Source organism: Domibacillus tundrae, from assembly GCF_000970675.1.
GTDB lineage: Bacteria > Bacillota > Bacilli > Bacillales > Domibacillaceae > Domibacillus > Domibacillus tundrae.
Window position 1 is genome coordinate 63,059 of sequence record NZ_LAJA01000011.1, and the last position, 20,913, is coordinate 83,971.

Below are 20,913 nucleotides of genomic sequence, written 5' to 3' on the forward strand. Positions count from 1 at the left end.
AGAAAGACTGGGATAAAGATGACGAAACGAGCACGAATTATTTATAATCCAACATCTGGGCGTGAACTATTCCGCAAGCATTTACCGGAAGCGCTAGAAAAACTTGAAAAAGCCGGTTATGAAACGTCTGCGCATGCGACAACGGGTGAAGGCGATGCAACATATGCCGCACGGATCGCAGCGGAACGAAAATTTGACGTTGTGATTGCGGCGGGCGGTGACGGGACATTAAATGAAGTTGTAAATGGTCTTGCCGGACAAGAGCACCGGCCGAAATTCGGTGTGATTCCAATGGGCACAACGAATGACTTTGCCCGTGCGCTGCACATCCCGCGAGACATTCAAGGCGCGATTGATGTCATTACAGCTGGCGAAACGATTCCGGTTGATGTCGGACGGATGAATGACCGTTATTTCATTAACATTGCTGGCGGCGGCCGGCTGACCGAGTTGACGTATGAAGTGCCGAGTAAGCTGAAAACGATGCTGGGCCAGCTGGCGTATTATTTAAAAGGAATTGAAATGCTGCCGTCGATCAAGCCGACAGATGTGAGGATTGAATATGACGACCGTGTATTTGAAGGTGAATCGCTTTTGTTTTTAATTGGTTTGACGAACTCCGTGGGCGGTTTTGAAAAACTTGCACCGGATTCATCGGTTAATGACGGGCTGTTTACGCTCATCATCTTGAAAAAAACAAACCTGGCTGAATTTATCCGGATTGTCGGCCTTGCACTGCGAGGGGATCATTTAAACGATCCACACGTTGTTTACACGAAAGCAAGACGGATTCACGTTCAGTCCAGTCACCCAATGCTCATTAATCTCGATGGTGAACTTGGCGGGGAAATACCGGCTGATTTTGAAAACTTGTACCGCCATATTGACGTTTTTGCGCCAATAGAAAAGCTTCGTCCACAAGATCGAATTTATTAACACTCAGGCTGCTTCGGATTCACCGAAGCGGTTTTTTATTGAAAAAGTATTTCGGAAGGCGAAAAATATGCTACAATAGTTACCTAGGAAACTAATGGGGGACAGGATGGAGACTCATACATTATTTCATACTATTCATCAGCTATCGCGTCAGCTGACAAAACAAGTTAACGATACGCTGCAGCCATTCGGATTATACAGTGCGCAGTGGGCTGTGTTATTCGTTTTGAAGACAAAAGGGCAAATGTCACAATCGGCATTATGTGAGTATCTTGCTGTTGAGGCACCGCCAATGACGCGGACGATTCAGAGGTTGGCGAAGCAAGGATACGTCGGGCAAACGCCGGGTGAAGATAAGCGGGTGAAAGTGATTCATTTAACAGAAAAAGCGCAGCAGGCTTATCCAGAATGGGAACGAGCTGTTTTATCGATGAACGACCGGCTGTTAGAGTGTGTGCCTGAAGAACAGCGTGTTTTCATGCAGTCACTGCTTAATGAGTGGCTTGGAAAGATGAAAGGGGATTTACATGAATAAACCAGCGTTATGGACGAAAGACTTTATCGGAATTTCACTGACAAACTTTTTCTTATTTATGACATTTTATTTTTTACTCGTGACATTGCCAGTTTACGTTTTGAATGAATTGAACGGAACAGAGACTGAAGCGGGACTAGCGACGACGGTCTTTTTAATTTCTGCGATTTTAATTCGGTTTATTTCTGGACAGTGGGTGGAGCATTTTGGTAAAAAAAATGTGTTAATCGCTTCACTTGCTTTATTTCTTGTGGCAACCATTATTTATCCGGTTGTGAGCGGACTAAGTACGCTTTTAGTGCTCCGCTTTTTCCATGGTATCGGGTTCGGAATGGCAACAACGGCTGCCGGCGCGATTGTAGCAGATATTATTCCGAATTCACGCCGTGGAGAAGGAATGGGTTATTACGTTATGTCCATGAATTTGGCGATGGCGATCGGACCATTTGCGGGTCTTGCGATTATGAACGAATGGGGAATCCATGCAGGTTTTATTGTCTGCATGCTCGTCGCCTTGATTGCGCTCCTCATTAGCTTTTCGCTGAAAAAAGACATAATAGCATTGGGAGAACCGGTCGTTCCGTTCAAGCTGGATTTGTCACCGGGCAATTTAATTGAAAAATCCGCTTTGCCGATCGCGCTGACCGGCACATTTTTTGCGATTGTATATGCAGCGATTTTGTCGTTTGTGTCTGTGTATGCTGAGGAGCTGCATATTGGCGCAGCGGCAGGGTTCTTTTTTGTCGTGTATGCCGTTGTCATTGTGTTGTCACGTCCATTTACCGGCCGCTGGTTTGACCAGTACGGAGCGAATGTGATCGTCTATCCGTCCATTGTATTATTTGCGGCGGGGCTTCTTCTGTTAAGCCAGGCTGGCGGTGCGGGACTCTTTTTAATTGCGGCAGGTGTAATCGGGCTTGGCTGGGGTACCTTGTTTCCAGGTTTTCAAACGATTGCGATCTCTAAAGCAAGGCCTGAGAAAAAAGCACTTGCCACGGCGACGTTTTTATCGCTGTTTGACCTTGGAATCGGCTTCGGCTCCTTTGTGATGGGCGCTGTCGCTGCTGGTCTCGGCTTTAAAATGCTTTATGCGGCGTGCGCTGTTTACGTTCTCGCTGGTGTGATTGTTTATTATTTTGTACAGAAAAATAAAACAGAACCCGGGCATTCTTCTCAATAATTAAACGAATACAGCCTGGGGACATCGTCTATATTGATAAGTCGATGTCCCCAGGCTTTTTTGATTTTTTCATAGAACAGACGCCTACGTCACTGAATCTGTCATTTTCTTTCGGTTTTCTACGATTTGTTTCCACATTTTCCTATCGATCCGTGCGAAATCTTCCATACCTGGAGTGGTGTTCACTTCAAAAATATAAGGCTTCAGGTTTTCATCCAATCCAAGATCAACGCCGCATTCCCGGCAAGGATGATTCTTTACAATGGTTTCTGCAGCAGCAATTGAGACCTCCATCAGTTTATTTAATATGTCCTGCTGCTCTTCTTTTTTCACTTTGAGAAAAATGAAAAATAAAAGCCGCATCGGCATTGCGAAAGCACCGCGGCATATATTTGTTATGGCATTTTCCTCATAGGCAATAGATCCATATACGCCTCCTACAACAGGTGTACCATTTACATGCTGAACATGAACCCGAATGTTAATATGCTGTCCTCGAACCGAAACACTGTTAATGCCTTCTTGAATAATATAAGGACGTGTTCGGCCAAATCTTTCAAAAGGCTGCAATGTTTTATGAATTTCATCGATTTCCATTACCTGATCTACTTCTTTGCCTTGGAGAGAATAACCGCTCAAAGAATAAAGGTGATCTCTTTCTTTAACGAGTCTATACACCCCTCTTCCTTGCCCGGACGTATCGTGTTTAATGAATACAACAGGATAACGATTTGCAAAATCAACTAGATTTTCTTTTGTGTATTCAACTGTGTCCGGAAGGTGTTCGTGAACAAGAGGATTGCTCTGAAGTAAACGGTACTGCTCTAGCTTGCCTAACGCGTTTTTCATATTCTGCACCTCCTTTTATCTAGTTTACTGTTAGATTATGCATTTCCAGCTTAACCGTGTGGGTTAAGAGGCAATGGTGAGTGAAGTAAAACTAGATTTATGTACAATCAACAACCTGCCGCGAATCATATAATAAATGAAAAAAGGAGGGCAATAATGGAACCAGTCCTGTTAAAAGACATCCGCAATGTGCTAGAAGGAGAGTTAATTTGTGGAACGGAAGATTGGCACATAAAAAATGCCATTGTGTATAATCGTCATACATTAGAGGCGCCGTATACACTTATTTTCTTAAACAAAAGAGAGTCCATTTACTGGGGGCATTTGGCACAAATGACTCCTTGTGTTGTTGTAACCGATAAACCAGTAGAAGATATACGGCATTTGCTGAACAAAACAACCGTTATTCGTGTAAAAAGTGTGATCCAGTCTTATTGGACGTTTATTCACTATTACCGTTCTCTTTTCACCATTCCAGTTACGGCCATTACAGGGACATGTGGCAAAACAACAGTCAAAGAAATGATCAAGCACATATTGAGTCAGTCTTATACTGTACAGGCATCGGAAAGCAGCAAAAATGAACCGAGACGGTCTTTTCATTATCTGCTAGGCATTAATCGCCAGACCGATATGGCTGTATTTGAAACTGGATTAGGAAACATAGGTAATATCAAGCACCAATGTCTTATTTATCAGCCGACCATTGGCATCATTACGACCATTGGTGCCCATCATTTGGATGGGTGCAAGACATTAGAAGGGTATATTGGAGCAAAGGGTGAAATCATTGAAGGGGTTGCAGAAGACGGAGCGCTGATTTTAAATGCAGATGATGAGAACATTAAGAAACTATCATTGGATTCATTCAAAGGCAGCGTGATTTATTTTAGTTTGATCAATCCGTCTGAATTTCAGGCAGCCAATGTTTGTTACACTCAGAACGGGATGACATTTGATCTTATGCATAATGAGAAAACGTATGGTGTGTTTATCCCTGGATATGGTGAACATCAAGTATACAATGCGTTAGCTGCAATTGCCGCTGTTCACCATATGGGAATGGACATTGGCGAAGCTTCAGGGAGACTGGCGTCATTTCAAAACATGGAACGGCATCTGGAAGTGTCAGCCGGGATGAATGGATCCACAATTATTGATGACACATGGACAATCAATCCAACCTCTGTTGAAGCAGCATTAAAAGTGGTGGATGAACTTGGAAAGAATAAAAAAACAATTGTGTTACTAGGTGATATTAACCGTCTTGGCGATTACGAAATAGAGTACCACCAGAAAGTAGGCAGTATGGTGGCGGAAAGAACGTTTGATACGTTAGTGACAATCGGTGAGAAAGCAAAAGAAATTGGCCGTCAGGCGTTAAGAGATGGATTTACTGGTGATGTGCACGCGTTTCAAACGGTAGAAGGCATTCTGGAAATGTTGAAAGATAAAGTAGATGAACATACGCTGCTACTCATTAAAGGGCCTATGAAAAGCCGTTCGATGATCCAATTAGCGCAGCAATTAAAAATGCTTTAATCCCGGGTGTTTAGTATGCCTTATTTTAAAAAAAAGAAAAAAGATGAAATGAATGGGAAACCTAGAAACAACTACTAAGGGTTTCCCATTCTTGTGGATGTTAGAATAAACGGTGTTCACCAGAACAAAAACGTTTTAGGAGGCACCAATGAAAAAACAAATCGTCACAGCCGCTCTTGCCTCAATGGTTGCTTTATCAAGCATGACTGTCGCGGGTATTGAAGAACCAAAAGTGTATGCCGCAACTAATGTACAGAATAATCAAGCAGCCGTTGAAGCAAAAGCAGATCAGTTAATCAGCAGAGCAAAAGGATTAATCGGAAAAGCCACATACAGCACGGAAGTCTATAAAAAAACAGCCCCTTATAAATTTTCATGTGCTACGTTCTTAAACTACATATTTGAAAAAGAAGGCGTTGATCTTGCTACGTATAATGAAAATTATATGTTGAAGCAAGGAACAGCCGTATCAAAAGCAAACTTGCAAAAAGGAGACCTTGTTTTCTTTGACAGCACTCCTGGCAATAGTGATCCGGCAAACCACGTCGGCATGTATATAGGGGATAATAAAATTATCCATATGGCAGATTCTAAACAAAATATTGTCATCTCTGATTTGAGCAAAGCGTATTACCGGGACAATTATGCAGGGGCCAGACGAGTGCTGCCGACACTGATGTCAGCAAGTCCGGCCACAAAAGGGGACAAGGTTGTCGCTTCTGCATACAGCTTGAAGAACAGCTCACAGTCATCCTCTTTAACGAATGCTAGTTTTGTAAACCGTGTATTCCAAAACAATGGGGTTCAGCTGGGGGCAGCGACTGTAAGTGAACAAATGAAGAAGGGGACCTACGTTTCCAGAAGCCAGCTGAAAAAAGGCGATATTGTCTTTTTTAATAGCACGAAAGGATCAACCAAACCCACTATGGCAGCCATTTATGCCGGCGACCATCGACTGGTGATGAAGACGTCAGAAGGCGTGAGTTCGCGGGTTATATTCGTTGATTGGTATGATCAGCATTATTTAACGGCCAGACGCGTCCTAGCTGGAAACTAAGAGATAAAGACTTGCGACGCTTTGCCAAAACAGTATAGTCAAGTAAATGATTTATAAAGCAGCCCTGTGCTGCTTTTTTTTTTGCCTGAAATGGTTAAGGCAGGGCGAATGACCATTCAAAATTCCAGGCAGGTCATACCTTATATAGAAACTTGAATGCCGCTTAAAAATAGGGAGGGTACGTTTCGTGAAAACCATAGTATTTATCGGATTAAATAAATCAGGTTCCAGCAGAGAAGCAGTGAAAGCAGCCGAAAAATCAGGGTATTTCACGGTGGTTTTTACAAACAGAGAACGGCAGCTGGAGCAGCGAGAAGAATATCCGGATGTGCATGAACTCGTTTTATTGGATATAAAAGATATCCCCGCATTAAAAGAACAAATTAAGTCATTGCAGCATAGAGGACATGACATTAAAGCCATCACCAGTTTTGTTGATCAGCATGTTCATACAGCTTCCGTGTTAGCAGATGAATTTTGCCACAACTATTTATCGACGGATGCCATTTTTATTATGGAAAATAAAGAAGAAACACGAAGCTATCTTTCGCATCAGCCGTATACGCCAGCATTTTTACTCGTAGAAAAAAACACCCCCACTTCATCCATCACCTTCCCGGATCACTTAACGTATCCTGTTATGGTCAAATGTCCTAAATCAACCGGCTCAAAAGATGTTATTTTTGCAGAAGAAGAAGAAGAGTTAAAAAGAAGCATAGTAAAATTAAAAGACAAATATCCCGAAGAAACGCTGATTGTTGAAGAATACATTGATGGGGAACAATATTTAGTTGAAGTAATTGTATTTAAAGGACAAATAATGATCGCAGCCATTATCGAGCAGGAAATTACGAAAGGGAAGCGGTTTATTGTGACGGGGTACGGGGTGCTGGCCAATGTTGCGCCAGAAATAGAAGAAAGTATTCAAGAGATCATCCACTCCATCGTTACTTCTTTAAACATTCAAAATGGGGCTTTTCATCTTGAATTAAGACGCACAGATAATGGATGGAAGCTGATCGAGATCAATCCGAGGATTTCCGGCGGTGCGATGAATAAAATGATTCAAGCGGCCTTTGGCTACAGCTTAGTAGAGGAAACACTCAAAATTTTGACAGGAGAAACGCCTTCTTTAGAAAAGAAAACCAATTATTTTGTGTTTACACAGCATGTGATTGTCGGCCAAAAAGGCATATTAGAAAAAGTAACAGGGAAAAACAGAGCAGCAAAATGTCCGAACGTCGCGGAAGTGTATGTAAAACCGAAAAAAGGCACACTGCTTATCCCGCCGTTGTCAATGGGGCATCGATATGCGTATGTCATCGCGACAGGCAAAACGATGCAGGAAGCAGCAATGTTCGCAAAGAAAGCAGCTCGGGAAATTCAATTTTATTTAAGAGAAGAACAATAACGACAAGCCCATTTTATATGGGCTTGTCGTTTCAGAGTGTAGACAAATAAACCCTTTTGTCAGCGCATTTGATTTTTCTTATTCATCATTGATCTTTGGTGATGGCAGTTTAGGGCTTTCTGATTGGAGCCGAAAAGCGAAGTCCTTTTTGCTTCACCTATCGGCCCTTTCAAAAAAAGACTGGCGACTTTGTCGACAGCCTGTAACGACAAGCCCATTTTATACGGGCTTGTCGTTTTTATATGGAAAAAGAACGATCAAAAAAAGAAACTCCTCCCCAAAAAACATAGAGTTCTAAGAAGGACAAAGAACTCTATGTGCTGCCTGCATCGGAGGGCGTCGTTTTATTTTAAAGCATACGTGGTATCTAAAAAGGCAACGGTATCAAACATATTCGTTTTGCTTGCGCCTTTTATAAGAATTGTATCTTTTTCTTGAAGGATCTCCTGCAAGTATTCGTGCATTTTGTCTTTGTCTAGAAAGTGCTTTACAGATTCCTCTGGGAAGGAAGCACCTATAGCTCCTGCCCCAATGGCATCTGCTCTATAGCCGTAGGTGATAATAAGGTCAATGCTCTGCTCAGCGAGGTATTCTCCGACTTTTTTATATTGCTCATCGCGCAAGTCACCGAGTTCACGCATCTGCCCTAATATCGCAATTTTTCTGCCCTTTGCTATATTTTTCAGCACATCAATCGCCGCGATGACGGCTTGCGGATGGGAGTGGACGGTATCATCAATCATGGTCATGGATTCTTTTAACTGATAAATGGTCATCCGACGGGGCGGTTTTCGGAAAAGAAGACCCGATTTTATTTCAAGTGGTGAAAAGCCCAAGTAATCAGCTATGGCAATTGCATTCAAGGCATTGTATACGTGATGCTCACCAAAAATCGGAATAAAGAATTGATGCTCATCGTTATGAAGGACGAGTTTGAATGTCATTCCGCTTTCTGCATATGCCACATCGTATGCCCGGTAATCGGCGGTTTTTCGGATCCCGGTTGTAATGATTTTCCCTTGAAATTTCTCTGTTTCAAGATAGCCGGAATTTTCATCATCGGCATTCATAAACAATACGCCATCCTGCTTCATGCCATGAATTAATTCTGATTTTGCATGGGCGATTCCTCGAATATCACCATCAAAATTGCCGATATGCGCCATACCAATATTTGTGACAATGCTCATGTTTGGCTGGATAATCCCGCAATGTTCCGTAATGACACCAGGGTAAGCCATTCCATATTCAAGAACAATCGCTTCGTGAGTGGAATCAATTTCATCAGCGTGCTTTTTCGTGTGCTCCGTTGTATTCCAATAATCTTTTGATTCGAAAATATTCATTCTCGTTTTAAAAATAGAGGAAACAAAAGCTTTTGTGGTTGTTTTGCCGGCACTCCCCGTTATGGCCACAATCGGAATTTTATTTATATTCAGCTCCTTTTTCTTTTTTTCCTGAATTTTCTTTTTTATTTTATCCTGATTTTTCGCTAAGTAGATCGCATAATGAATCGTATTTTTTACGACGTCCATTTCTAAATAAAAGGCAGGCGGGCAGCCAGGACGCCAATTCACTTCATAAATCCAGATTTTCTGATCTTGATCCAGCCCGACATCCACACCGATTTCATCAATCACTTCCTGATATTCACGCATTTGAAGGTCATCAAGATGACGAGCCAATGAAAGAGAAAAATGCTCAAGCTTTCGTTTAATGTTAAATGCCTCTTCTTTACTAAACTCTTGCTTTAAAAAAGGATCGAGATAATTTGTGTAGCCGCCGTTGTTAATATTGGTCACAATCGTACCTTCAGGTGCAACGCGGGGATAAATCGTCGTGATGCCCCATTTTCCGTCTCCATCTTTTTGGACATGGAGACGGAAATCATACGCAAGACCAGCCTTTGTTTTGCTGCATATGTAAGGCTGGATAATAAATGTATTCAGTTTAAGAAGCGGATCGAAAAAAGAGGCCAGCTGTGCCCGGCTGTACTGGATGTCTGTTGAATCCTTGTTCACTACATATTCGCTGCCGTCCATTTGAATAAAATAAATTCCCTGGCCTTTTCGACCATCAATTGGTTTTACGATGACATCGCGAAAAGCATTCATAAAGTGAAGGATATCATTTGAACTTTTTATTGTTTTTGTCGGAATTAAATAGCTGGCAAACTCTTTTCCTTCTTTTAGCCTTTCAGCTACGTTCCATTTGTTGCCTATTGAATGGGTGGTGAAAGGGATGGTCTCTTTCAGCTTTTGAATCACACTTTTTGCTTTCGCTAACTTTTCAGGGCTGCCGGCATTATAGATGACATCTGGAAACGGGACCGTACGTTCTTCCCAATCACCCTTTTCATAAACGTAGCCTTTAATGCGCTTCGTGATAAAATTTACACAATTAGGTGAGAAATAAACAAAATCAGCGCCTTCTGCCTTTGCCACAATGGCATAAGCATAGGACTTAATCACAGTCCCTGGGTCTTTTCTATGATGGAGCATACCGATTAGTGTCAAATGAATTCCCCTCTCCTTAAATAAAACCCTATCTTAGTAAATGCAGCTCAAAGATGTTATGTGAAAAGCGAATTGAAAAGAACAGGTTCGTACTAAAAAAATAATAAAGCGGGCTTTTTCACCTCTTTAAGAAAACGGAAATAAACTATAAATAAAAGCAGGTAAGGAAGGGGGAGATGTCATGCGGCACAGTCGTCCCAGCAGGAGTGGTGTAGGCTATTTTTTCACCGTTTTAAAGCAGCAGCAGGATCAATTAAAAGGAATGAAAACAGACATTTGCAGCAGTCTTTTGGCAAAACTTTTTGATGGGGATACGATTCCCATTATGCTGAAGACCGATAGTGAATACTTTGAGGCAGCTGGATTAAAAGACAATTGCCCGTTTATGACGAAATATTTCCGTATCGAAAACATCGATGAAGGTAAAAATGTTGTAACACTTTCATTGCTTCAGCCTTTTGATATATGCCAGGGTGTCACGACTTGTTTTAACGAGCTGTATCATTTGGAGAGAACCGATACTTATGCCACATTACGTATAGATAGTATCAGTGCCATTCAATGTCTGGACATTGATCTTATGACCAAAAAAGTGATCATCGAACCAAAATGGTAATTTTTCTCTCTAGCTGGGGAAAGAGCTGGAGAATTCTTTTTTTTCTGATTCAAAAAAAGACAAGCCCTGCTAAAGCAACCATCAAGGGTAAGCCTGCCTCTTTAAACAGGCGAATTTTTTTCATGTTTGCTACACTGTTGATAAGAAGAAGTGGAAGAAGGAATGGGTATGAATCGTGTTTTGTCTCTATTAATGCCGTATCGTCTTCAAATGGCATTTGCCTGGGGGCTTATGCTGTTGGAGCTTGCGGTAGAACTTGTGCTGCCGATTTTAATGGCAAAAATGGTGGATGAGGGCATTATCGCCAGAGATATGGATGCTATTTTATATTGGGGGGGCATTATGATCTTGCTGTCACTGTTTTCATTTGCAGCAGGGATCACGAATTCGTTTATTGCTGCCCGGATCGGACAAAATTACGGATTTGATATACGAAAAGAGCTCATTGAGAAAGTGCAGTCATTTTCGTTTGGGCAGTACGGTCATTTTGATACATCCACGCTCATTACGCGGATGACCAATGACGTCACCCAGCTGCAGAATGCGGTTTTTATGAGCCTGCGGATTATGCTGCGCGCACCGTTAATGATTATTTTCGGCACCGCGATGGCGCTGTTTGTTCATTTTAAATTATCGCTTGTGCTGCTTGTGACCGTGCCGGTGATGACGTTTTTTATGCTGTTTATGATGAGAAAAGGAGCGGGTATGTTCCGCCGCGTGCAGCTGAAGCTCGACAAAGTAAACAGTGTCATGCGTGAAAATTTAACCGGCATCCGGCTCATTAAAGCGTTCGTACGAAGCGGACACGAAACGTCACGGTTTGAGCAGGCAGGAAAAGCGCTTATGAATGAAACAATCCGCGTGATCCGCACATTTGAAAGCATCGTCCCGGTTTTGATGGTCGTCATGAACGGCGGACTCATTTTTATTTTATGGTTTGGGTTTGTTGAGATGCAAAACGGCACGGCAACAACGGGTGAAATTGTTGCGATTATTAACTATGCAGCGCGAATTATCATTTCACTGTCGATTTTCACCTTTATTACGATTGCGTTTGCCCGCGGTAAAGCGTCCGCTGTCCGCATTGATGAAGTGTTGATGATTGAGCAGGAACAGCTCAAGAAAGTAACAGAAAAGTATCCGGAAAACGGTGATATTGTCTTTGAGAATGTCACGTTTACGTATCCGGGTGGAAAGGTTCCGGTGCTTGATTCTTTTTCAATGAAGGTGAAGCGCGGAAGTATGGCTGCCATTTTGGGGGAAACGGGTTCCGGCAAATCGGCGCTGCTGTCGCTTATTCCGCGTCTATATGAACCCGATAATGGACGTCTCATGATCGGCGGGTGTGACGTGAGCCGGATGGACATCCGCATGCTGCGCCGCCAGATCGGCTTTGTCCCGCAGGAATCGCATTTATTTACAGGGTCTATCATTGAAAACATTCGGTGGGGCAAAAAAGACGCGACGGAAGAGGAAGTTATAAAAGCGGCGAAAAAAGCGCAAATTCATGAAACGGTTGCGGCGCTGCCGGATGGATATGACACGATGATTGGGCAAAAAGGGGTCACGCTATCGGGCGGCCAAAAGCAGCGGTTATCCATTGCGCGGGCACTCATTCGCCAGCCGGATATTTTGCTGCTCGATGACAGCACCAGCGCGCTTGATGTAGAAACGGAAGCTGCGCTTATTGAAGCCATTACGTCCGAGCCATGCACGATTTTTATTGTGACACAAAAAATTTCAACCGCAGAGCAGGCGGATTGTATTTTTATGATTGAAGATGGCGAAGCGGCGGTTTCTGGCACACACGACGAGCTGGCCAGTGAAAATGGCTTATATAAGCGGCTAATGGATTCGCAAGTGAGAAAGGGTGGGGCATATGAAGCATCCGGGCAGTAATCCGGGATCAAAACCAAAAATCAGCAATATGTCTGTCACGCTGAAGCGGATTGGACGCTATTTGCTTAAGCGAAAAGGAAAGCTGGTTTTGACCATGATGATGGTCACGCTCAGTTCCGCACTGGCGCTCGCTGGTCCATTTTTAATCGGTGTGGCAATTGATGATTATATAACATCCGGTGATGAACAGGGGCTTCTTTTGCTGCTCGCCGGTCTGGCACTTGTGTATATAAGCTATTCGCTTGTGACTTTCTTGCAAAACTATTGGATGGCGGAGATTGCGCAAAAAACAGTGTATGAACTGCGCGATGACTTGTTCCGTCATTTTCATAAATTGCCGGTTTCTTTTTTCGACAAGCGCCGTCATGGCGAATTGATGAGCCGGGTGACAAACGACATTGACAACATTAGCAGCACGTTAAACAGTTCCATTATCCAAGTAGCATCGGGCCTTTTAACGCTTACAGGCTCCATTGTCGTCATGCTTTATTTAAGCCCGCTTTTAACGGTTGTGACGCTGCTTATCATTCCGCTTATGTTTGGCGGAATGAAATGGATCACGAGCCGGACGGGACCGAGGTTTAAAGAGCAGCAGCGCCATCTTGGCGACTTGAATGGTTTTATTGAAGAAGCGATTTCAAGCAGGCACATTGTCAAAATGTTTTCCCGCGAGGACGAAATGATCGATGAATTTATGGGGAAAAATGAGCGGCTGCGGGAAGCAGGGTTTCTGGCACAGGCGTATTCGGGATTTATTCCGAAGCTGATGAATCTGCTAAACAATGCGGGTTTTGCGTTCATTGCGCTCGCTGGCGGTATTTTGGCGCTGAATGGACAGGCGACTGTCGGTACTATTGTGATTTTTACCGAATACGCCCGTCAGTTCACACGGCCGCTTAATGATCTTGCCAATCAATACAATACGATGCTGTCGGCTGTGGCCGGTGCGGAACGTGTTTTTGACATTATGGATACAGATGAAGCCGTTGATGGGAAGACAGGCAGTCAGCACAAACTGTCCGGTCATGTCGTTTTTGACCATGTATCTTTTTCGTATGAAAAAGGGAAAGAAACCCTGTCTAACGTGTCATTTGAAGCAGCGATTGGTGAAACAATTGCATTGATCGGGCCGACAGGATCAGGTAAAACGACGATTATGAATTTGCTCGCCCGGTTTTATGAGCCGGATGGCGGTGCGATTTTATTTGACGGTGTGGACAGCCGGGCAATAGCAGGTTCTGCGCTGCGCGGCCAAATGGGATTTGTTCTGCAGGATACGGTGTTATTTGAAGAAACAGTGTTGGAAAACATCCGCTACGGCAGGCTGGATGCGACGGACGATGAAGTAATCGAAGCGGCATGCAAAGCGAATGCCCATTCATTTATTATGCGGATGCCGGATGGCTACGCGTCAAAATTAAGCCAGGACGGATCGGGTATCAGCCAAGGACAGAGGCAGCTTCTATCCATTGCGCGGGCGATTTTGGTCGATCCGGTTGTTCTTATTTTAGACGAAGCGACGAGCAGCATCGACACGATTACAGAGCTCCATATTCAAGATGCGCTCGCTCTCTTAATGGAAGGACGGACGAGTTTCGTGATCGCTCACCGGCTGAACACGATCCGGCGCGCCGATCAGGTAATCCGTTTGCAAAATGGCGGCATCGAAGCGATTGGAACATATGAAGAAGTAGTAGCGTCTGCACAATAAGAAAAAGCACGCAAAATTAGTTGAGTGGTAAATGGCGATAAGTGAACACAACTATAGGCAATTGGACATAAATCATGATACATGGATACAAAAAAGCATCGCGCAGTAAGCGTCGATGCTTTTTAACATTACAGTTCCAGTGTTTGCGGAGGCTGTCCTTTTTTGTTCATTAAACGAATTTGATCCGGATTAATTTGCAAAATAAGCAATTTCGGATCTTCCGGGCCGTCAAACCAAGGTTCCAAGTGTTCATTCCATACTTTTTCTTTCAAGCTTTCGTCATCCGATTCAATGACTTTTCCTTCGATTTCCACATACGTGTCCCCGACGCCTTCTCCTTCATATCCAAGCAGAATATGTGTATAAGGGTTTTGCTCAACATCTTCAGTTTTATGCGTATCTTTGCTCGTTACGGTATAAAGGGTTAAATCATCATTAAAAAACGTCATGTAGCGCGAACGGGGCTTATTATCGTGAATCGTCGCCATCGTTCCGACACGGCTTTCTTTTAAAATAGATAAGACTTGCTCTTTCACTGAACTCATTGATTGATCACTCCTTATGTTCTATTCTTTACTATTCCACTTTTCTCTTGAATTAAACACGTGAATTAAACAAATAAAAAACACTCACAGCGAGTGTTTTTATTTGAACCATTATTCCGGCTGCGATTTTACTAAAATCTTCACCTGGTTTTTTGCTTTCATTAAATGCCGGTCCATTCTACTTTGATTTTTACTTTTCCAGGCACGATGACCGGTTCGTAAATCGTTTCCACATAGTAGTAGCTTACTTCTTCATTTACCATATGCTTAAAGAAGCACCTATATTGATGGAGGGAAAAAGATGGTTTTTCTCAGCTTTTGTGCCGCTCTTATTTGTATAATCGGCAGTATTGTCGGCTTAACCTCGAATCCAGACAGCGGTGAGCGAATCATCCTGTTCATTTGGCTTGGATTTGGCGTGATGTTATTTGTTTACACGGTGTATTGGTACAATAAGCGGCGAAAAAAAGGAAAAGATGATGACTGTTCAGGCTTGGACTGTCCAACACCAACGATCAACAAACGAACATTTGACTGCGATCGGGACGGAGACTGCGACTGTGGTCCGGATTGTTCGTTATGAAAGATTTTTTAACACTTCAATTTATGCCGTGCCATCGCCGCCCGGAGCGTTCTTTAATTGTAAAAGGAAAGAAGTTTCCAGTCTGTTATCGCTGTATGTTTATCTTAATCGGCCTTTTTATGTCGATTCCAATGGCCTTTTTTACACCGCTTTTTTCCGTTATTCCGTCTTTTTTTGCTGCCGTTTTGATGAATGTGCCGATGCTGATCGATGGGTTTACACAAAAGAAAGAATGCCGCACGAGCAATAATCCTCTTCGAATTGGTACAGGTTTTTTAGCAGGTTTTGGACTGGCACAGTTCGTCGTGGCATCTGCAAAAGCAGGGGCCTTTTTTATTGTGAACTGAAAAAGTCATATACATTTTTACTGATCAATAAAACTGTGACGATGATAAATAGAAGCCGAACGTACGTCGTTCCTTTTCGAATCGCGAACTTTGATCCGGTCAGAGCACCGAGAATCATCGCCACGCCCATTACCAGCCCATATGAAATGTGAACCATATCCATCGTCAAAAACAGAATCAATGCGGCGATGTTGCTTCCGAAGTTCAACAGTTTTGCATTGCCGGCAGACTGCATGAAATCAAAACCGAGCAATAGGAAGGCAAACAAAATAAATGAGCCGGTCCCAGCGCCAAGAAAACCGTCATAAAAGCCAATAACCAAAATAGCCGTCATAAACAGCACGGCTTTTTTCCAATTCAGTTTTTTATACGTAGACACGCTTCCCCAATTCTTTTTAAAGATTGTATAAACTGCAACGGCGATCAGCAAAACGAGAATAAGCGGCTTTAAAATATCTGGAGAAACGTAACGAACTGTTATTGCGCCGAGAAGAGAACCGATAAACGCGATTGGAAACAGCTTGCCTGTCAGACGGAAATCAACTTTTCCGGCTTTAATAAAAGCAATCGTACTCGTCAGCGCACCCATTGTGCTGGACAACTTATTAGTCGCGACAGCAGTAGCTGGTGGAAGTCCTGTTGAAAGAAGAGCGGGAATGGAAATTAGTCCTCCGCCCCCCTACTACCGCATCGATAAAAGCTGCTAAAAAACCGAAAAAAAATAACGTAAGAATGATCGTTTCGTCCAAATAAACACCTCGCGTACAATAGTTACTACTTTAATAGTAACTATTATTTTTCGTTTTGTAAACATGATATGATAAGAAAAAGAAACGTTCTGGAGGGCAAAATGGACGAACTTATTCAAAAAATACAATCGATTGGCTTTAATCAATACGAATCAAAAGCGTATGTCACACTTGTGAAAATCGGAACATCAACAGCGTATCAAGTCAGCAAAGAATCCGGCATACCGCGGGCGCGCGTATATGATGTACTGAAAAGTTTGTCTGCCCAAGGAGTGGTGATTCAAGAAGAAATAAACGACAGTGTTTATTATTCACCCCTGCCGGTGGATGTTTTTTTGTCCTCTATTCAATCCGAGTGGGAAACGACATTTTCATCTATCCACGAATCATTAAAAATGTTAGAGGCGGTTCAGCCGGTTCCGGATAACCGGGTTGCGTCCATTCAAGGAAAGGAATCAATTCTTGCATTTTGTGAAACACTTCTAAAAAAAGCCAAACGAAAAGTGATTATTTCTTTATGGAGCGAGATGTATGAAATGCTAGAACCGCTCTTGAAAGAAGCAGCGCATCGTTGTAAGATGAAGGGTATTGTTTTTCAAGTAATCAATCCGATCACTGGACTTGATTTGCATCGCCAGACAAGTTTTGTTGAGCAGATTGGGCATAAAAAGTGGTTTATTTTATCCGTTGATGGCAGCGAAATGTTATATGGTCCATCTGTAGAACAGCGCGATAACGCTTTTTATACGGATGATCCGGTTCATATTTATTTGCTTGAAAATTATGTATGGCACGATATATTAGTCAATCGCCTTGTGAAGGAAAAAGAAATGGAAAACTGGATTTCCGCCGAGAGGGATGCATTTTTTAATTAGAAAGAGGAGATGTAATTGTGGCAAAGATTCAAACTCCGGTCAAAAAAGGAGATACCGTTCACGTATCGGTTACTGATTTAACACATGAAGGAAAAGGGGTAGCGAAAGTTGAAGGCTACCCGTTATTTATAGAAGGCATTCTGCCGGGTGAAACAGGAGAGATTGAAGTAACAAAATTAAACAAAGGCTACGGCTTTGCGAGACTCATCCGCCTGGACCAGGCATCGCCGGAACGGGTAGAGCCGCCTTGTCCGGTATACGACGAATGCGGCGGCTGCCAGCTTCAGCACTTGTCTTATGCGGGACAGATGGAGATGAAATACAATCAGGTCCGCAGCGTGATCGACCGGATCGCCAAACTGCCGGACGTGCCCGTTCATCCGGTGCTCGGCATGAACGATCCGTGGCGCTACCGGAATAAAGCACAGGTGCCAGTCGGTTTGTCCGGCGGCCGGATTGTCGCCGGATTTTATAAAAAACGCTCGCATGAGATCATTGATATGACCGAATGCTTGATTCAGCACGAAGAAAGTGACACGATCATTCAAAAAGTGAAAGACGTCTGCTCGGCGAATGGGGTTATGCCATACGATGAACAGCGTCATAAAGGCGTGATTCGCCACGTCATGGCACGGATTGGCTACCAAACCGGCGAGAAAATGGCTGTGCTTATTACGCGCACAAATGAGCTACCGAATGAAGCCGCAATCGTGGAAGGCATCCGTGCCGCTGTCCCCGGGATTACATCTATCGTTCAAAATGTGAATCCTGACAAAACGAACGTCATTTTCGGCAGCCGGACAAGGACGCTGTACGGAGAAGACGTCATTTATGACACGATCGGCAGCGTGAAATTCGCGATTTCCGCCCGTTCGTTTTATCAGGTCAATCCGGTTCAGACGGAAGTGCTTTATAACAAAGCGCTGGAGTATGCCGGGCTGACTGGGGAAGAAACGGTTATCGACGCTTACTGTGGGATTGGCACCATTTCACTCTTTCTGGCGCAAAAAGCAAAACAGGTTTACGGAGTCGAGATCGTCCCGCAGGCCATTGAAGATGCCGAGCAAAACGCGGAACTAAACGGTATCACCAATGCTTATTTTGAAGCGGGAAAAGCGGAAGAAGTCATTCCAGCCTGGTACAAGCAGGGCATTCGACCGGACGTCATCGTCGTTGATCCGCCACGCAAAGGCTGCGATGAAGCGCTTCTGGAGACGATTTTAAAAATGAAGCCGAAAAAAGTCGTTTATGTATCGTGTAATCCCGGCACACTTGCCCGGGACCTGCGTGTACTGGAAGACGGCGGCTACAAAACACGTGAAGTACAGCCGGTGGATATGTTTCCGCAGACGGTTCATGTAGAGGCAGTGGCTGTCTTAGAGTTGATCTAACAAGGTTTTGATGCAGGGAAAGAGTCAGATGACCACATTCCCTGCATTTTTTGTTTCGCTAACTCTCTTTTTTCAAACTCAATATGAAGCTGTTTATTCTAGAAAACAAGGTAAAATGGAGTTGCAAAAATTAATGATCCGTTAAAAGAAAAGAGAACTTTATAAAGTAATTGAAAAGATAAAAAAGCTTATAGACCTGCCTTCATTCAGACTTTGTCCATAAGCTTTTTAGGGATGAGCAATAAAAAACCTTTACTGCTTTGCGCTACAATATCAATTTATCTAATCAATTATCTCAAACCATAGTGAAGATTTATCTTCAGGATCGCAGTTGTAATTTACAGTGATTTCTTCGTTCTCGTTAATGTTAGCTATTGCGTAAAAGTCTATCGATAGAGCGTCTAGATTATAAACAAATACAGCGTTTGGAGTATATGAATGATTAAATAGAGATCCATATCCTAGAGCAATCGCTGTATGCTCATAATTTTCACCCCAAGTGAAGCAGTAATCAAAAAGTATCGTCTTTTCTAAATACTTCCACTCAGTTTGGGGTGATATTAAAACAGGCGATACTTCAATAAGTTCACCTGTTTTAATATCACGAGCAGCATATACCCCTCTACCATAATTATCAGTGTTTTTTATACATATTGGTTTCACAGTATTTGCCCCTTTCTGACATTCTAAAGCACGTTTTTGATGATCAGGACAATTTCTTCAATCAAGATCCACCAAATGTTTTTTCAAATAGCTCTGGCGTTCGCGAATAAATTGAAAAATAAACTCGGGCTCTCCATCGAATATATCAATCGTTTTCTTTTTATAAGGATCGGAAAGGATGTGTGGTCTTAGAGCTTGATGCAGAGAAATTATTTTATTTTCCAAATGTTCGACTGTAAATTTGGTTTCCAAAATTTTCTCCAATATATTTCGGTAAAGTTTGCGGAATTCTGGTATCTGTAGGAGGAGATAGCAAAGGTTGTTGGCTTTCTTTCCTTTAATAGGTACGTAATCGTAACGCATGACTCCACCGTCGACTTTTCGTCCCCAAGTTGCGTCATAGTCCCAGGGAATGATTTCGAACAAACCTGTCTCACTGTTTCGGTACAGTGCATAGTTGTGAGTGAACCCGTCATTGTTCATGGTACAAACGGCTCCAGCAAACCAACATAAAAAAGTATTAATATTGAGATGGCGGGGAATTTCATCAGAAAAATCAGATAGGGGAATCGTATTGAGTTTGTTTATAAATTCATGAAGGAAAGCATCGTCTGATTCGGTTCCTAACACTCGTCTATAACCCGAAAGAAGTGATTCTTTTCTCTTTTCATCTCTCATCAACGAAAAATTAGCATTATTATTGACAGCATAAAAAATTGGACCGGAAGGAAGGCCTCTCTTTTCCAAGAATAGATCATCCACGGATTCCAATTGCAAATAAACACCTTTAAAAGAACCATTTCGCGTTAAATTTATATGCTGACTCTGCGGGGATAGAACACCAAGATCCTGGAAAAAATCGAAAGAAAGTTTATTACGCATAAGGGATGGGTCTCTATATTCCGCATTGAGATGAATAATGCGGGCCCCCGAGAATCTATTTGGATCGATGAATTCCACCCGGAAAGATCTTTTTCGAAATTTTCGCGTATAGGATCCCCGGTAGGCGATGTCAATATCATATCGGTTGTTCTCCACCTCTAAATAGGCGGGAACAGGATCATCACTCCATATATCACTCCGTAAATCATTTAGATCATTTTCTTCCATTATCAAAAAATAAGATGGAATTAGATAAGGCATAGACTCTCTGTCCTTTCCCTGATAAAACCGATATGCTCACGTTTATCTTTATTCGCCGTTACTATCATCATTGTACGCAGCTAGTGAATAAATTGATTTTAAAGGAAACAAATTTTATTTTTGTACAATCTTTAATTGTTGACTCATTGAAGAGGTTTTCTGTTGAACTGATCTCAAATTCAAATTCGTTAACGAGCACTTACTCTTTTGAGATGCTCTTTGGACTTGGTAATAGTATTCTTTAAGCAGCAAATGCTTCCATTTGATCAATGAGTAATTGATCAAACGGAAGCATTTTTTCACTATCTTCGTCTTCGTGGACCTTTTTTAGGTCCTTTACCTGGACCGGTTGATGTGTGACCGGT

18 protein-coding genes and 1 pseudogene are annotated in these 20,913 nt (G+C 42.7%); 13 read left to right on the forward strand and 6 right to left on the reverse strand.

Translation table 11 applies throughout. From position 1 onward, the window contains the following. The first annotated feature begins 18 nt into the window (after positions 1-18). From VQ00_RS11150 to VQ00_RS11160, 3 genes are all read left to right on the forward strand, one after another. Positions 19-936 (forward strand): diacylglycerol kinase, encoded by a 918-nt coding sequence (locus VQ00_RS11150; RefSeq protein ID WP_046180216.1) that lies wholly within the window; start codon positions 19-21, stop codon positions 934-936. Positions 937-1,042: 106 nt separating this feature from the next. Further along, the gene (locus VQ00_RS11155; RefSeq protein ID WP_046180217.1) at positions 1,043-1,471 is read left to right on the forward strand and encodes a MarR family winged helix-turn-helix transcriptional regulator; all 429 of its coding nucleotides are present in this window, start codon (positions 1,043-1,045) and stop codon (positions 1,469-1,471) included. Beyond that, positions 1,464-2,651, forward strand: a complete 1,188-nt coding sequence (locus tag VQ00_RS11160) for an MFS transporter (RefSeq protein ID WP_046180218.1) — start codon at positions 1,464-1,466, stop codon at positions 2,649-2,651. The genes VQ00_RS11155 and VQ00_RS11160 overlap by 8 nt, the downstream gene beginning before the upstream one ends. An 84-nt stretch (positions 2,652-2,735) precedes the next feature. On the opposite strand, the gene VQ00_RS11165 is transcribed toward VQ00_RS11160, so the two are convergent. Further along, a complete protein-coding gene (locus VQ00_RS11165; RefSeq protein WP_046180219.1) occupies positions 2,736-3,500 on the reverse strand; it encodes a YheC/YheD family protein in 765 nt (254 codons plus the stop codon). 156 nt (positions 3,501-3,656) lie between these two features. Between VQ00_RS11165 and VQ00_RS11170 the strand changes: the two genes are divergently transcribed. The 3 genes from VQ00_RS11170 (at position 3,657) to VQ00_RS11180 (ending at position 7,510) form a co-directional block, all read left to right on the forward strand. Further along, complete coding sequence (locus VQ00_RS11170) at positions 3,657-5,042, forward strand: UDP-N-acetylmuramoyl-tripeptide--D-alanyl-D-alanine ligase (RefSeq protein WP_046180220.1); 1,386 nt, start codon at positions 3,657-3,659, stop codon at positions 5,040-5,042. Positions 5,043-5,190: 148 nt separating this feature from the next. Beyond that, a complete protein-coding gene (locus tag VQ00_RS11175) occupies positions 5,191-6,099 on the forward strand; it encodes a C40 family peptidase (RefSeq protein WP_046180238.1) in 909 nt (302 codons plus the stop codon). Positions 6,100-6,286: 187 nt separating this feature from the next. Further along, a complete protein-coding gene (locus VQ00_RS11180) occupies positions 6,287-7,510 on the forward strand; it encodes an ATP-grasp domain-containing protein (protein ID WP_046180221.1) in 1,224 nt (407 codons plus the stop codon). A 344-nt stretch (positions 7,511-7,854) separates the two neighbouring features. Here VQ00_RS11180 and VQ00_RS18150 read toward each other — a convergent pair whose 3' ends face one another. After that, entirely contained in the window at positions 7,855-10,026 is a 2,172-nt protein-coding gene (locus VQ00_RS18150; RefSeq protein ID WP_082091540.1) for a YheC/YheD family protein, read from the reverse strand. Between the two features lie 181 nt (positions 10,027-10,207). Here VQ00_RS18150 and VQ00_RS11190 point away from each other — a divergent pair, with 181 nt between their 5' ends. From VQ00_RS11190 to VQ00_RS11200, 3 genes are all read left to right on the forward strand, one after another. Further along, positions 10,208-10,642 (forward strand): CotY/CotZ family spore coat protein, encoded by a 435-nt coding sequence (locus tag VQ00_RS11190; protein WP_052728492.1) that lies wholly within the window; start codon positions 10,208-10,210, stop codon positions 10,640-10,642. Between the two features lie 168 nt (positions 10,643-10,810). Beyond that, positions 10,811-12,541, forward strand: a complete 1,731-nt coding sequence (locus VQ00_RS11195) for an ABC transporter ATP-binding protein (RefSeq protein WP_046180222.1) — start codon at positions 10,811-10,813, stop codon at positions 12,539-12,541. After that, positions 12,522-14,252 carry an ABC transporter ATP-binding protein gene (locus tag VQ00_RS11200; protein WP_046180223.1) on the forward strand — a complete coding sequence of 577 codons (1,731 nt, stop codon included), beginning with the start codon at positions 12,522-12,524 and terminating at the stop codon, positions 14,250-14,252. Before VQ00_RS11195 ends, VQ00_RS11200 begins: the two co-directional genes overlap by 20 nt. Before the next feature lie 128 nt (positions 14,253-14,380). Here VQ00_RS11200 and VQ00_RS11205 read toward each other — a convergent pair whose 3' ends face one another. Then, complete coding sequence (locus VQ00_RS11205) at positions 14,381-14,797, reverse strand: pyridoxamine 5'-phosphate oxidase family protein (RefSeq protein WP_046180224.1); 417 nt, start codon at positions 14,795-14,797, stop codon at positions 14,381-14,383. Positions 14,798-15,098: 301 nt separating this feature from the next. Here VQ00_RS11205 and VQ00_RS11210 point away from each other — a divergent pair, with 301 nt between their 5' ends. Beyond that, positions 15,099-15,380 (forward strand): hypothetical protein, encoded by a 282-nt coding sequence (locus VQ00_RS11210; protein WP_046180225.1) that lies wholly within the window; start codon positions 15,099-15,101, stop codon positions 15,378-15,380. Beyond that, complete coding sequence (locus tag VQ00_RS11215; RefSeq protein WP_046180226.1) at positions 15,377-15,727, forward strand: DUF2085 domain-containing protein; 351 nt, start codon at positions 15,377-15,379, stop codon at positions 15,725-15,727. The genes VQ00_RS11210 and VQ00_RS11215 overlap by 4 nt, the downstream gene beginning before the upstream one ends. Here VQ00_RS11215 and VQ00_RS11220 read toward each other — a convergent pair. Continuing rightward, positions 15,714-16,476: pseudogene (locus VQ00_RS11220) on the reverse strand (TSUP family transporter). The gene VQ00_RS11215 and the pseudogene VQ00_RS11220 overlap by 14 nt on opposite strands. A 101-nt stretch (positions 16,477-16,577) precedes the next feature. On the opposite strand from VQ00_RS11220, the gene VQ00_RS11225 reads away from it, so the two are divergent. Then, positions 16,578-17,351, forward strand: a complete 774-nt coding sequence (locus tag VQ00_RS11225) for a TrmB family transcriptional regulator (RefSeq protein WP_046180227.1) — start codon at positions 16,578-16,580, stop codon at positions 17,349-17,351. A 17-nt stretch (positions 17,352-17,368) separates the two neighbouring features. Next, on the forward strand, positions 17,369-18,742 hold the full coding sequence (rlmD, locus tag VQ00_RS11230; protein WP_046180228.1) for a 23S rRNA (uracil(1939)-C(5))-methyltransferase RlmD: 1,374 nt from the start codon (positions 17,369-17,371) through the stop codon (positions 18,740-18,742). A gap of 282 nt (positions 18,743-19,024) precedes the next feature. Here rlmD and VQ00_RS11235 read toward each other — a convergent pair whose 3' ends face one another. Together VQ00_RS11235 and VQ00_RS11240 are read right to left on the reverse strand one after the other, a co-directional pair. Then, a complete protein-coding gene (locus VQ00_RS11235; protein WP_046180229.1) occupies positions 19,025-19,405 on the reverse strand; it encodes an SET domain-containing protein in 381 nt (126 codons plus the stop codon). A gap of 57 nt (positions 19,406-19,462) precedes the next feature. Further along, on the reverse strand, positions 19,463-20,548 hold the full coding sequence (locus VQ00_RS11240) for a CotH kinase family protein (protein WP_046180230.1): 1,086 nt from the start codon (positions 20,546-20,548) through the stop codon (positions 19,463-19,465). Between the last annotated feature and the right edge of the window lie 365 nt (positions 20,549-20,913).